General features: G+C 71.8%; 9 protein-coding genes. 4 read left to right on the forward strand and 5 right to left on the reverse strand.

Features of this window, described 5'->3' with window-relative positions; translation table 11 throughout:
- Positions 1-4,563 (reverse strand): hypothetical protein, encoded by a 4,563-nt coding sequence (locus F8M74_RS04405; RefSeq protein ID WP_141258234.1) that lies wholly within the window; start codon positions 4,561-4,563, stop codon positions 1-3.
- Positions 4,564-4,587: 24 nt separating this feature from the next.
- On the opposite strand from F8M74_RS04405, the gene F8M74_RS04410 reads away from it, so the two are divergent.
- Complete coding sequence (locus F8M74_RS04410) at positions 4,588-5,607, forward strand: glycosyltransferase (RefSeq protein WP_141258235.1); 1,020 nt, start codon at positions 4,588-4,590, stop codon at positions 5,605-5,607.
- 4 nt (positions 5,608-5,611) lie between these two features.
- Here F8M74_RS04410 and F8M74_RS04415 read toward each other — a convergent pair whose 3' ends face one another.
- Positions 5,612-6,556, reverse strand: coding sequence for an RluA family pseudouridine synthase (locus F8M74_RS04415; protein WP_141258236.1), 945 nt, complete (start codon positions 6,554-6,556; stop codon positions 5,612-5,614).
- A gap of 173 nt (positions 6,557-6,729) precedes the next feature.
- On the opposite strand from F8M74_RS04415, the gene F8M74_RS04420 reads away from it, so the two are divergent.
- On the forward strand, positions 6,730-8,250 hold the full coding sequence (locus F8M74_RS04420) for a peptidase M3 (RefSeq protein ID WP_171410150.1): 1,521 nt from the start codon (positions 6,730-6,732) through the stop codon (positions 8,248-8,250).
- A gap of 18 nt (positions 8,251-8,268) precedes the next feature.
- Here the strand turns inward: F8M74_RS04420 and F8M74_RS04425 are convergent, their stop codons facing one another.
- Together F8M74_RS04425 and F8M74_RS04430 are read right to left on the reverse strand one after the other, a co-directional pair.
- Complete coding sequence (locus tag F8M74_RS04425) at positions 8,269-8,616, reverse strand: hypothetical protein (protein WP_020477748.1); 348 nt, start codon at positions 8,614-8,616, stop codon at positions 8,269-8,271.
- 225 nt (positions 8,617-8,841) lie between these two features.
- On the reverse strand, positions 8,842-9,876 hold the full coding sequence (locus F8M74_RS04430; RefSeq protein WP_163884330.1) for a hypothetical protein: 1,035 nt from the start codon (positions 9,874-9,876) through the stop codon (positions 8,842-8,844).
- 105 nt (positions 9,877-9,981) lie between these two features.
- On the opposite strand from F8M74_RS04430, the gene F8M74_RS04435 reads away from it, so the two are divergent.
- Positions 9,982-10,860, forward strand: coding sequence for a DUF2058 family protein (locus F8M74_RS04435; protein ID WP_141258239.1), 879 nt, complete (start codon positions 9,982-9,984; stop codon positions 10,858-10,860).
- Between the two features lie 137 nt (positions 10,861-10,997).
- Complete coding sequence (locus F8M74_RS04440; protein ID WP_141253476.1) at positions 10,998-11,759, forward strand: SDR family NAD(P)-dependent oxidoreductase; 762 nt, start codon at positions 10,998-11,000, stop codon at positions 11,757-11,759.
- Between the two features lie 45 nt (positions 11,760-11,804).
- On the opposite strand, the gene F8M74_RS04445 is transcribed toward F8M74_RS04440, so the two are convergent.
- Entirely contained in the window at positions 11,805-13,634 is a 1,830-nt protein-coding gene (locus F8M74_RS04445) for a methyl-accepting chemotaxis protein (RefSeq protein ID WP_141253477.1), read from the reverse strand.
- Positions 13,635-13,761: the final 127 nt, after the last annotated feature.

Below are 13,761 nucleotides of genomic sequence, written 5' to 3' on the forward strand. Positions count from 1 at the left end.
TCAGCGCGGCGCCCGGAGCGGCAGGTAGCGCTCCGACGCGGCGAAGCGCAGCAACTCCACCAGCTCCGCCTCGTTGCCCCGGCGGGTCCGCAGGACGGACAGCGCGGGGCCAATGCTTCCGCAGGCCACCAGGCCCGCGCGGTTGGCGGAATCCCGCGCGGCATCTGCGAGCGCCGAAGCCTTGAAGTTCTGGGTGCCGGGCTCCAGCAAGGCCATGGCGCGCTCCAGAGCGCGCGGCGACAGGGACTCGCGCACCACACGGGCCTCGGCTCCGGAGGCACGCGGGTCCTTCAGCACGGTGGCCAGCAGCGCCAGGGCGCGGAGGAGCTGGCCACCCTTGAGGGCCCGGAGCGCGAGCAGGTCCGGCGACAGGGACAGCAAGGCGCGGCCCACGTGGAAGCGCAGCTCCGGGAGCGGCATGGGCTCACGCAGCAGGAGCCGGCCCACGAGGAGGCGCGGGTGGCCCGCGTGCACGGCGGTGAAGGGTGGGCCGTCGTCCTCTGCGAGCACGAGTTCGGGCAGGTGGACGTCCAGCATCCGCGCGGAGGTGTGCAGCGCGTCGAGCACGGCGGGCGCACAGGGGCCCGCGGTGGCGCGCAGCAGCTCCGAGGAACCGGCGGCGCGCCCCTCCGCTGGGAACAGGCGGCAGAGCGCGATTCCGGCGCAGGCCAGCAGTTCGCCCGAGGGCGTGCGCAGACCGGGGTGACGCAGGCCAGCGCGCTCGTCGGAGGTCAGCGGTGGGCGCTGGCCGCGCGGCGCGGGAGTTTCGAGCCCATCAAGCGCATCGGCGATTTCGCGCATGAGCGAGGCACGCGCTGGGTCTCCTCGCTGGTCGAAGTACTCGGCGAGGAGTCGATAGGGCTTCGCGTCGAGCGGGCGCTCGCGGATGTGCCGGAAGGCATCGGGCTCGGTGTCCGGAGACGGCGCATAAGCGGGCGCGGGTGATTCGCGCGGGTCCATGACGCCGGGGACAGGCCGAGGAGGCTCGGGCGCCGCGGGTGGCTTCGCGATGAACGTGCGGCCCGGCGCCGGGGCGGAAACCGTGCCCTCCGGGCGCGCGCGGACGACGCGGCGCACCGGGTCCATCCGGCCGGGTGGCGCTTCCCAGGAGATGACGCGGGTCTCCGGGACGGAGGCATCACCGAGGTCCATGACCTCGCCTGTGATGAGGTCGGTGGCCCGAGGGCGCTGGGCTCGGGCCTCCGCGTCGCGAGAAGCGGGCCCTTGCTCTGCTTCGCTTCCGGACGCGGCGGCGCGTGGCGCGGCCTTGTCTCCGCGCGAGGACGCGGGGGAGCGTTGAGCAGCCGGCGCCTTGGGGGAGACAGCGGCGGAGGTTGCAGCGGCGCGAGCGTCACCCCTGGACTGAGGCGCAGCGGCAGCATCGGCCGGGGCCGCAGCAGCACGTGCCGCCGCCTTGGACTGGGGAGCCGAGGAAGCATCCGCCAAAGCGGGGGACCCACGCGCGGGTGAGGCCGCGGAACGTCCCTCCCCTCCCGCGGGAGCTGCGGCTGCGCGCGCCGCGCCCTTGGGAAGCGGCGCATCCGCGGCCAGCGCACGCGACTCACCTCGCACCGGCGCTTCCGTGGACCGCTCGCCTTGCGCCCCGGCGTCCATTCCAGACGGGGCCTCGCGGCCGGAACGGGCCTCCCGCCGCCCCTTCCGCCCCGAAGGGACGGGCTCCGGCGAGGCCTTGCGGCCCTGCTCCACCGCGGCGCCCGGGGCATCTCTGCCGACTTCATCGCGGGTTGGCTCCACGCTTTCGGACGCGGGTGGAGCAACCCCGATGTCCGTGGTGGACGCCTCCTCGTTGGCCAGGCGCTGGAGGTTTCCGGACGATTGCGTCAGCACCGGGGGCGTCGCGATGAGTGGCGCACGGGGGCCGCTCGACTCACGGCGAGGAGCCGCGGAGCGCGGCGGCTCGGGAGGCGGTACTTCACGCTCTGCTCGTGCCTGCCGAATTCCCTCTGCCCGGCGGGCGTAGACCTGCGCGCGCTCGGGATTGCCCATCACCTCGCGCCACAGACGCGCGAGCCGGTCCCAAGTGCGCTCCCGCTCCGCCTCGTCATCCATGGCGGTGGCCGCGTGTTCCAGGGCCCAAGCCGCCTCGCCCAGGTGGTCGCGTTCGAGGAGCCGCTCCACGAGCAGCAGCCACGCTTCCTTGTGGCCCGGCTCGTAGCGCACGGCCTGACGCAACTCATCGAGCGCGGCATCGGCGTCGCCCTGGACCTCCAACGTGGCGACCAGCTCCAGCCGGGCCTGACGCGCGGCGGGCCCTCGGGCTTCGCGGGCGAGTTGCGCACGCAGAAGCCGGCTGAGCACCGTCGTGTCGCCGAGCTTTCGCGTCAGCGTCGTGAGCTGCACGCGGGCCTGCTCACTGTCGGGACTCTCCGTGAGCACCTCGCTCCAGGCCCACTGCGCGAGCCGCCAATCGCTCAGCGACTCCTCCGCGACCTGGGCCAGGACGCGCAGCGCTTCCACGCGGTCCAGCGCACGGCGTGGTGCCGCCGCCAGTGCCACCCGGAGCCGTTCCGCGATGGACGGACGTTCCGCGTCCGACACACAGCGGAGCATCCCCGCGAGCACGGGAAGCAGTCCCGGCGCGGAGGACTCCGCCGCCTCGAAGTCCGCGCGAGCCTTCTTCAGCTCGCCCATGTGGAGCCAGCGCTCGCCCCGCGTGAGCAGAGCCCCCGCGCGTGCGCGGCCAGCGGGCGCGCGCCGGATGGCCTCGTCCAGCGCACGGCGCACGAGGGACGCGTCCCCTCTCGCGGCGAGCAACCGCACCTGATCTCGAAGCGCGGCGCGGTCCCCCGTCAGCTCCACGATTTCCCGGTACATGCGCGCGGCGCCCGCGGGGTCGTGGAGCTCGTTCTCCATCACCTCCGCGAGGCGCGCCAACGCATCGGCGCGCTGGGACGCGTCCTTCGCCCGGTCCGCCCGCTTGAGGTAGAGCTGAGCCAGCTCGGCCCAGGCCCGTCGAGCGATGAGCTGGGCCTCGACCTTCCGCGAGCGGGTCAGCTCCTCGGTGTCTTCTTCACGAGGCCCCGCGCTCGCCTCGGAAGCGCGGCCTTTCTTGTTCGGTGCATCGCCAGAAGCCGACGCGAGCGCGGCCTCCAGCTCCGCCAACGACACCTCCATGGTGCCTGAGCGGGCATCCGGCTCGGGCGCGGCACTGGACGTGATTGGAGGAGGCAGCGCCTCGGACGGGGGCGGGGTCTTCCGCCGCTCGCTCTTCGAAGAGGCAGGCGTCTGCTGGCGCGGTGGAGGACTCGATACGTCAGCGCCGACGAGAAAGGGCTGTGCCTCCGAAGTGACTTCACTTTCGTCGGCGTCGTCGAAGCGAGCGACTGGCGCGGGCGCGACCGCGTCGTCGTCTGGGGCATCGGCCCAAGGCACGGACAGTGGCGCGCGCCCCGGAACAAACGTCTTGGCCACACCTGAAGACGGGGGCACGGCGATGTCCCCTAGCGCGGGCATCTCCACTTCTGTCTTGCGTGCCCCGAAGTCAAATGCCCCCGGTGGCACAACCACCGCCGGCATCTCCACGACAGTCTTGGGTGCTTCGGGAGCAGAGGTACCGCGAGGAGTCACCGCGGGTACTTCCACCGCCGGCATCTCCAACACCGTCTTGAGCGATTCAGTGGGTGGCGCCTTCACGGGCGGCGGACGCGCATCGGCCTCGGGCAGCGCTTCGCCCCCCTTGGACGAAGCCGTCGCGCTCACATCAGGCCCAGGCGGCGGGACCGAACTCGACACTGGCCCACGTTGTTCCGAGACGGGCGGAGCTTCCGCCTGAAGCCCATCCGCGCCGCGCTCAGGCAACGCGGCCGCAGGCGCTCCTCCACCAGCCTCTGGCAGCTGCGATACCGAAGACTGCGAACGTGCCTCCGCCGCACCTACCGTGAAAGCTGACACCGAGACCGCCCTCGCGGAGAGCGGCGGCCCCACCACCGTTTCGATGAGGTAGACGGCGTCGTCGTTCTCCCAAGAGGCCACGGCCTGCGCGCCTTCTTTCCGCGCTGGGAGCTTCGCCAGCACACCCTGCTCGTCCTCATCCACCTTCGGGGCGCTCGCACCAGCGTCAGGCACCGCCTTGCCCTCGATGCGCGCACGCAGCACCTGGAGCACGCGCTGGGCACGCCGGTCCTCGGGCCATTCCAGCAGGAGGGCTTCGAGCGCGGAGGCGGCACGCGGCAGTTGGTCCACCCGTCGCAGTACCCGCGCGAGCTGACGCCGGACCGCGCGCCTGCTGGAGCCCCCCGTAGACGCCACCTCCAGCAGGGTGATGGCCGCCGCCTCGGTGCCCGCCAGCAGCGCCATGCGCACAATCCCGGCGGCCAGGCGCGGCGTCATCGGCAGGGTCCGGCTGGCGCGCGCAAGCTCTCCGAACGCGCGCGCGGCGGAGCCCTCTCGCAGCTGCCGGGCCGCGGACCAGAAGTGCCGGTCCACCACTTCGCTGACATCCTCCGCGGGCTTGACGTCGGACGCGCCGGGCTGCAGCGCCGCCTGTCGGACCGCTGCGGGCTCCGGCGTGCCGGCGCTCCTGCCGTTTCTCACGCCACCCATGGGTGCGGCAGTCTACACGCAACGATGCCCGTTCCGGCTGTTACTGTCCTCCTCCCCGCGCGAAACGCCGAAGCCACCGTGGCCGGCGCCGTCCGCAGCCTCTTGACGGGCACCGTCCGCGACCTCCTTGTGTTCGCGGTGGACGACGGCTCCACGGACGGTACGCGTGAAGTTCTGACCGGCCTGGCGGCGAGCGACTCCCGCGTGGAAGTCCTTGACGGCCGGGGCCGTGGCCTGGTGGCGGCGCTGAACCTGGCGCTGCGTGAAGCCACCTCCCCCTACGTGGCCCGGATGGACGCGGATGACGAAGCCCTTCCCAAACGCCTGGAGGCAAGCCTCACCGCCCTGGAGGAGGAACCCGGGTTGGCTGGCGTGGGCACGGCCGTGGAGCTGTTCCGGGATGACAAACCCGTGAGCCCCTCGCTCCAGGCCTATGCCACGTGGCTCAGCGGGCTGACCACCGCAGAGCGACTCGACCGGGAGCGCTTCATCGAAAGCCCCCTGTGCCACCCTTCCGTCTGCCTGCGCCGGGACGCCCTGGTGGCCGCGGGAGGCTGGCAGGACGGCGACTTCCCGGAGGACTACGCGCTGTGGCTGGAGCTGTTGGACCGGGGCTTCGGGCTGCGCAACCTGCCCGAGGTATTGCTTCGCTGGCGCGACAGCGACGGGCGGATGACGCGAACGGACCCACGCTATGCCGTCAAGCGCTTCATGTGGACGAAGGCGCGCTACCTGACACGAGGCCGTGGCCCCCTGGCGGATGGGCGCCCCTGCACGGTGTGGGGCGCGGGCCCGAGCGGCAAGACGCTGACGCACTTCCTCCACCAGGAAGGCGTCCGCGTGCGGCGCTACGTGGAGGTCCACCCTCGCAAGGTGGGCACGCGCATCCATGGCATCCCGGTCATCTCCCCCCAGGAGCTCGGCGCCCCCGAGGATGGACACCTGTTGGTGTGCGTGGGCGTCCGCTGGGCCCGCGCGGAGATTCGCGAGGACCTCATCGGACGGGGCTGGGTGGAGGGCCGCGACTTCACCTGCGCGGCGTGAGGACTCACTCCGCCCCGGAGCCCGCGCAGCGAATGGCCCCCGAGGGTGCCGGAACGCCAGCGGCCAGGAAGAACCGCATCAAGTCCTCCGGCACCTGCGCCTCGATGCGCAGCAGCTTGCCCGTGCGCGGATGTCCCAGCTCCAGGGCCTGGGCATGCAGCAAGCACCGCGCTGCCTCCACGCCTTCCGCCCGGGCCGCTCCGCCGTAGCGCGCATCCCCCAGAATCGGAGCGCCCAGCGCCGTCAGGTGCGCGCGGAGCTGATGCGTGCGGCCCGTGTGCGGCAGCAGCTCGACGACACAGAACGCCGGCCCCGATGACAGCGTGTGGAAGTCCGTCAACGCGGGTACACCATTGGCCGCCCGGGTCGCCCGCCAGCGGCCAGGGCGCGACGGGTCCTTGGACAACGGCAGGTCCACCGTGCCCGACGGGGGCAAACCCGGTCCGGTGGCCGCGACGTAGCGCTTTCGCGCCCGTCCCTCCCGGAACTCGGCCGCCAGCGCCGACGTGGCCTCCGCCGTCTTCCCGAACACCGTCACGCCGGACGTCTCCCGGTCCAGGCGGTGCACCAACCCCGCGGGGCGTCCCAGCTTCGCCCCCACCAGGTCCACCAGGCTGTCCCCCACGCGCCCCTCGGTGGGCTGCGCGGACACGCCGGCCGGCTTGTCCACCGCGATGACGTCCGCGTCCTCATACAGCACACGCAGCTCGGGCGCGGGGGGCGTCTCGGACAGGGGGCTCTGCCCGCCCTCCTCCAACACCACCGTCACCACCTGCCCGGCCGTCAGCCGCGCATTCGCATCCCGGCTCCGTTTGCCCGCCACGTAGACGGCGCCCACCTCCACCAGCCCCCGCGCCCCCGGCTCGGGCAGTCCCAATTCATCCGCGACCGCGCGGGCCACGGCCTTCCCCACCAACGCCCCTTCCACCCGGAACGTCCGGCGCTTCATGCCGCCACCTCGCCCACCGGGCGGACAGCCTCAGCGTACGAGCCCGCGCCATGCGCCACGTGCTCCGGCACGCCGCCCCCCATCCCTGTGTCCACCGCAGATGTCATGCGGCGGCACTCTACGCGCGCATCGCCCTTCCGCGCCGCCCGCTTCCTGTTACCTTCCGCGCCCCCATGGACCGTCCCCTGCACTCCGTCCGTACGCGGCTGGACGACTTCCTCGCCGAGCTCGCCACGCTGAACTACCGGCAAGGCGCCGGGCTCGCGCTGGATGTTTCCCCCAGCCAGCTCCACGCCTCCTTCCCCGAGCTGTCGTCTCCGGACACCTTCGCCGCCGCCAACGAGGCGCTCGCCAAGGCCCAATCGAAGAACGAGCCCCTCACCGTCCGCCGCATCCGACTGGTGCGTGAGCTGGTGGCCTCGCACGTCGAGGACGCGCTCGCCGCCCGTCACGTGGAGGCCATTGCCTCGCTGGAGGCCCAGGCCCGGCTGATGGTGGACGACCAGACCTACTCCTTCGGCGAGGCGCTGGGCCGCATTCCCCACGAGTCCGCCCGGGGCCGCCGCGCCCTGCTGGAGCGCGCCACCGGCGAGTTCCTCTGGCAGAACCGAACCCGTTACGGTGACCGGCGCGATGCGGCCCTGCACACCGCGGAGCAGCTGGGCGCGAAGAACTACCCCGCCCTGCGCCAGGACGTCACCGGCATCGACTTCGCCAAGTTGGCCGAGTCCGCCGCGAAGATGCTCGCGCGCACGGAGGACGCCTACCGCGACGTGCTCGCCTACGTCCTCAAGAAGGTGGACCCGCTGCTGCGTCCACTGCCCGGCGGAGAGGCCCGCAGGCATGACTTGCAGGCCGCGCTCCAGGCCCCGTGGATGGACGGCCTCTTCCGGCGCGAGGACGCCTTCCCCGCCGTGGTGCGCTGGCTGGGCGAGTGGGGCCTGACGCCCAACGCCGGAGGCCGTATCCGCATCGACGACGAGGCCCGGCCTGGCAAGTCACCGCGCCCCTTCGTCGCCGTGGTGCGCGTGCCGGACGACATCCGCCTGGTGCTCCAGCCTCGCGGCGGCATCGACGGGCTGGCCAGCCTGCTCCATGAGATGGGCCACGCGCAGCACCGCGCCCACGTCTCCGACACGCTGCCCATGGAGCTGCGCCGGCTGGGCGACGCGTCCGTGACGGAAGCCCACGCCGCCGTCTTCGAACGGCTGATCCTGTCCCCCGAGTGGCTCAAGCGCTACCTGGGACTGCCCACCGTGGCCGCGCGGGACACGGTGCGACTGGCCGCCTTCCAGGCCCTCACGCTGCTGCGGCGTCACGCGGCCAAGCTGACCTACGAGCTGTCCCTGACGCAGCGGGGCGCCTCCACGGAACGCGCGGACGAATACGCCGACGGGCAGCGCCATGCGCTCTTCGTCGAGCCACACCCTGGCTTCTTCCTCCACGACGTGGACCCGCAACTGCACGTGGCGCACTACCTGCGGTCCTGGGCCCTGGAGACCCAGCTCACCGCGCGCCTCACGGAGCGGTTCAACGAGGACTATTGGAGGAACCCCGCGGCCGCCGCCTGGTTGAAGGGGCTGTACGCGCGTGGGGGCACTGACGATGCGGAAGGACTGGCCACGGAGACGTCAGGCACGCCGTTGGCGTTGCCCGAGGCCGGGGAGCGCCTCGTGGCCATCCTCAACCGGTAGGGGACACCCGCGAGACGACTACTTCTTCTTGCGGAGCGCCCGGACAATCTTGTCCTTGGTGGGATTGGCGGCGGCATCCCGCGCGCGCGTGGCGGCGACGGGCTTGCTGCTGGCGGTGGCCGCGGGCTTGCCACCCGCGCGAGCGCGCATCGCCTTCATCAGCTGCATCTCGATGAGGAGCAGCTCGTCGCCCAGCTCCTGGTTGTCACCGGCGGCACGGGGCAGCGGTGCACGGGTGCTGGAAGCGCCAGCACCGTGGCGCATGCGCAGAACCTTCTCCTCTTCGGCCGACAGCGTACGCGCCTTCTCCAGCGCCGCTTTGACCTCCTTGGCCGTCACCGTGCTACTTCCGACCTTGCGCTCCATCGCCGCTCCCTTGCTGTGAAGCCCCGCTGAACATCCGAGCATGTCGGACGCGTCCGGGCCGCAACCGTCGAGGATTGTAGAGGACGCAAGAGTCAGCGCAAATTTTCTTCCAACATCTCGCTGCCGAGATGTAGCGCAGTCCCCTCCACCCCCGTCCAGGATACCCCGGAGTCCCGGTCAGCCGTTCACCGGGAAACGGCGCCCGGAAAGGGCGCCGGAACCACGTCAGGTCCCCTCTTCGTCCTCGGGCTCCGGGGTCGCCTCCGGGCTGGCCGAATCCGAATCCGAGGGCTTCTTGCGCTGGATACCGAAGGAGTCGAGCGCGTCGGCGATGCCCTGGGGCTTGTCCGCGTCCGGGAGGAAATCCTCGGGCGGCTGGAGCCGTGGGTCCTTGCCTACCTCGGTGAGGGCGGCCTCCAGCGTCAGGCGCAACTCGGCCGCCTCGGGCGTCTTGTCCCCGGGCACGCCCATGCGCCCGTCCAGCCGGGCCTTGAGGACCACGGAGGTAGCGGAATCCACCAGCACCTCGCCGTCCAGCGAACGCGGCAGGCGGTGGGCGAAGAAGTTGGCCCGGCGGACCGTCGTCTCGTCCGCGCCCCCCTTCTTGGCCTGGGGCATGGGCGGCAGGGGCCGGGACGCATCCGCCTGGGCGGCGGGGGCCAGCGTCACCACGTAGCGCCAGGCCGTGCGGCCCTCATGGGTGACAGTGCCCTCGGGCGTCAGCTTGATGCGCCCCTGGAAGAGGCTGTCGAAGTCGCGGATGGCGCCGGTCAGCTCCGCGCGGGTGCGCTCGGCCATGCCTCGGTCGCGCAGGCGCTGGCGGAAGGGGCCGTACCGGTTGCGGGCGAACACCTGCCCACCCACACGCATCACCTCCAGGCCCTGGTCCCGGGAGTTCTCCAGCACGCCGTGGAAATCCCCACTGACCCCGCCCGGGCCGGCGCGGAAGGTGCGCGTCTCGGTGAGCTTCACGGGGATGGAGGCCTCGGAGGTCCACTCGTACCCCAGCGTCGCCTGGTAGCGGTGGGGGCCCAGACGCTCGGTCACCTCGGCGGCATCCATGCCCAGGATGCGGCGCGCCACCTGGGGGTTGTCCGCGACGTCCTCGGGGGGCAGCTTTTCCTTCGCGGACGCCACCACCTTGGGCGGGTCCTCCGGCGAGAAGATGCGTGCCTTGGCCGCCTTGTCGACCGGGTCCGAGCAGCCGACGGCGGCCAGCGCCACGGCGAGGGTGAAGGCGGACTTCTTCAGACGGCTCACGACTCCTCCGGAAGGGTACGACAAGGCCGGCAAGTTACGTGGGGCATACACGAGCAGCAAGCAGTGGCTTGCGTGCGGCCGTGCAAGGGATAGAACGCCCAACTCATGCAGAACCTGCGCGACAAGCTATTGAAGGCGGGCCTCGTCACCGAGGACCAGGCCAAGAAGGTGGAGACGAAGCCCAGCCAGGCGGAAGCCCGGCGGCCCGGACCCCAGGAGGGCGGCCGTTCAGGCGGCAACCGTCCTCCCCCCCGCCGTGATGACAACCGGACACAAGGCGGCCCGCCCCGAGGCGAGGGTGGAGGCCGTCCGAGTGGCGGCCGTGACGCCGGCCGTCGTGAGGGCGGCGGACGTCCTGGCGGCGGCTTCGGGGGTGCCCCCCGGCACGGCGGAGGTCCCCAGCACGGGCGGCCGGCCGCGGCGGCGCCGGAGCGGGCCATCCCCAAGCTGCCCCCCATGCCGGGCTCCAAGGCCTACCAGCGCGCCGAGTCCAAGCGGCAGGTAGAGCTGGACCGCGCCCTGCGTGAGCTGGTGCTGGGCTCCCAGGTGCCCGTCGAGGCGGGGGAGACGGCGTTCTACTTCATGACCCGCAAGGGCAAGCTGCGCCGGTTGGAGCTGAGCCCCGCGCAGGCGAAGCAGCTCGAGGAGGGCGAGCTGGGCGTGGTGGAGCGCCCCGAGCCCGCGCAGATCGAGCACTCGCTGGTGCCTTCGTCGGCGGCGGAGCAGATGTTCGCGCTGTCGAAGAAGTCGGTGCGCTTCCTCAACCGCAAGGAGAACCCCGTCGGCTTCATGAACGACGAGGAGCTCAAGGCCCAGCAGGCCGCCGAGGCGGCGGGCACCGCGCCCGAGCTGCCCGACGAGCCCGAAGGCGGGTCCGATGCTTCGGCCGAGACCGCGTCCGAGGCTCCGGCCGAGACCGCGTCCGAGGGCGAGGCGGCCCCGACCGAGCCGAAGGCCAGCAGCGAAGAAGCCCAGAACGGCTGAGCCGGACACCAGCGTCTTCCCACCCTCCCCGTCCCTTGTGGATGTGGGGAGGGTGGCGATGTGGCCCGTGGCGGCATCGCCATGCGGCCTTGGCAGGTCCTGCTGCCAGCATGAGGGCCCGGCGCTAGGCTGGTCTCATGACGACGACCTCCAAGACGGTGGTGGTAACGGGCGCGAGCCGAGGCATTGGCCGCGCGGTGGCGCTGGCTTTCGCGAAGGCGGGCCATGACGTGTGGGCCCTGGCGCGTTCGACGGAAGCGCTAGAGTCGCTCCGACAGGAAGGCGGCGAGCGCATCCGGCCGCTCGCGGTGGACGTGGCCGACGAAGCGGCGCTGGTTGCCGCGAGCCAGCGAATCCTCGCCGAGGGTCCTCCGCGCGTGCTCGTGAACAACGCGGGCATCACCGTCTCCGCGCCCCTGACGAAGACGCGCACCGAGGACCTGGCCCGCGTCATGGCCGTCAACGTGACGGCGCCTTTCCTCCTCTGCCGTGAGCTGATGCCGGCCATGGCCCAGGCGGGCGGCGGACGCGTCATCAACATCGGCTCCATGGCCGCGGTGCGAGGCGTGAAGTACACGTCCGCGTATTGCGCGTCGAAGCATGCGCTGCTGGGCCTGACGCGCGCGCTCGCGGTGGAGTACGCGAAGAAGCAGGTCACGGTGAACATCGTGAATCCGGGCTGGGTGGAGACGGACATGTTCGCCGGGGCGACCTCGGCCATCAGCGCCTCCACGGGCCGCAGCGAGGAGCAGGCGCGCGAGGCCCTGGCGTCCATGAACGCCATGGGCCGCATCATCACGCCAGAGGAAGTCGCCGCGCTGTGCCTGTTCCTCGCGTCGGACGCGGCGGGCGGCATCACCGGCACGGCGTACGCCATCGACGGTGGCGAGCTGGGCTGAGACGCCCCCCATTCCGCCCGCCCGAGCCCCAGGCCGATAAGCGCGCTAGAGCTGATACCGGCCGACGATAGCGCTCAGCTCGGCGGACGCCGCGGAGAGCTGGATGGCGGACTGCTCGCTCGCGGCCATCCGGTCGACAATCTGGTCCGCCAGGTCGGCCATCGAGCTGAGCGCGGCGAACAGCTCCGCGATGCCCGCGTCCTGCTGGCTCACGGCCTCGGCGATGCTGCGCACCGTCGTGCCGTTGCTCTGGATGATGCCCGCCAGCGAGCGGAGGCTCTCGCCCGCCGCGCGCACCTGCTCCAGGCCGCCTTCCACCTCGCGCGCCCCGCCCTCACTCGTGCTCACCGTCTGCGAGATGGCCCGGCCGATATCACTCAGGATGGACTGCACGCGCGTGGTCGCCCCCGCGGACTGGTCCGCCAGCGACCGCATCTGCCGTGCCACCACCGCGAAGGAGCGGCCCGAATCACCACTGCGCGCCGCCTCGATGGAAGCATTGAGCGCCAGCACGTTCGACTGATCCGCCAGGTCCTTCACCGTGCGGGTGATGTCGCCCACCTGCCGCGTGCGCTGGTGCAGCTCCGCGACGGTGCGGCCAATCTGCTCCACGTGCGACCGGATGTGCGTGAGCCCACCCACGCTGCCGGACACCGCGGCCTCGCCCGCCTCGCCAAAGCCGCTGGCCTTGTCCGCCTCCCGCAGGATGACCTCCACGCGCCGCGCCGCCGCGCGCGAGGCTTCCTGGAGCTGCTGCGCCGCAATCTGCGTCTCATGCAGCGCCACCGCCTGCTGCGACACCGCCTCGTTCTGGACGGACGCGGACTCGGTGAGGTGCGTGGACGCCGTCTCGAGCTGCTCGGCCGAATGGCGCAGCGCCATCAACAGCTCGCGCAGCTGCGACATCAACTCGGAGAACGAACTGGCCAGCTGACCAATCTCATCCTTCGAACGCACCGCCAACGCCCCTCGGAAATCACCCTCCGACACCATCCGCGTGGTGGCCACGGTCAGCTCGCGCAGAGGCTCCATCATCCGCCGCACCAGCAGGAAGATGGCCGTGCCCGCCGCCGCCGTGACGATGAGGCCCAGCAGCACCACGAGCAGCATCGACGCACGGAACTGCTCCGCTTCCTTCCCACCGTCACGCGTGAGCAGCAGCTCCACGCCCGGCCCCATCTCCACCCGGCGCAGCCGCAACGACACGCCATTCACCGACACCTCGTCCGGACGGCCCTTCCCCTCCAGTGCCGCGAGCAAGGCATCATCAGGTACCGCGCTCAGCGCGTGCGCCACCGGCTTCCCGCCCACGGTCAACACGCCCTCCACACCGCGCTCGTCACGTAGCGCCTGGAGCTCCACCTCGCCCAGGACCCGCCCCAGCACCACGTACCCCACGGTGCGGCCCTCAGCCGTCATCACGGGCTGCGCCACGGCCTGATGGGGCACCTCATCCACCAGGATGATGCGCGCGCCGCCCTCCTTCACCAGGGCCTCCATCCCCGACAGTGCACCGGGCGGCGTGCCCACGCGCACACCCGCTGCGGTGTCCACCGCGAGCAGCAGGTCCACGCCCAGGAGCGACTGCTGCGCACGCAGCGAGGGCTCAAGATGCTCCCCGCCCCCGGAGCCGCCCGACAGCACGGTCTGCAAGGGCGTGCCGGCCGCGGCGACGCGGGCCAGGGCCGTCAGCGAGCGCACCTCCTGGGACAGGACGCGGCTCCACGCGGCTTCGTCTTGCGCCAGACGGGACGTGACGGCTTCGTGCGACCACGTCCGAAGCGACACGCCCGTGAGCGCGACGCTCAGCGTGGAGAGACAGAGGATGACAAGGGAGAGCGCTGCGGTCAGGCGCGCGGCAAGGCTGTGCGTCATTCGCTACAAGGCCAGGGGATGAGCGGGGGGAGCCCAGTGGGGGATGGCGAGCCTACCGCGACAGCGACCTGCTGTTGAGCAAGGAACAACAGGTGGCAGGAATGACCCGGCAGCATGTCTCACATGA

The sequence above is a fragment of the Myxococcus sp. CA023 genome (assembly GCF_010998615.1).
GTDB lineage: Bacteria > Myxococcota > Myxococcia > Myxococcales > Myxococcaceae > Myxococcus.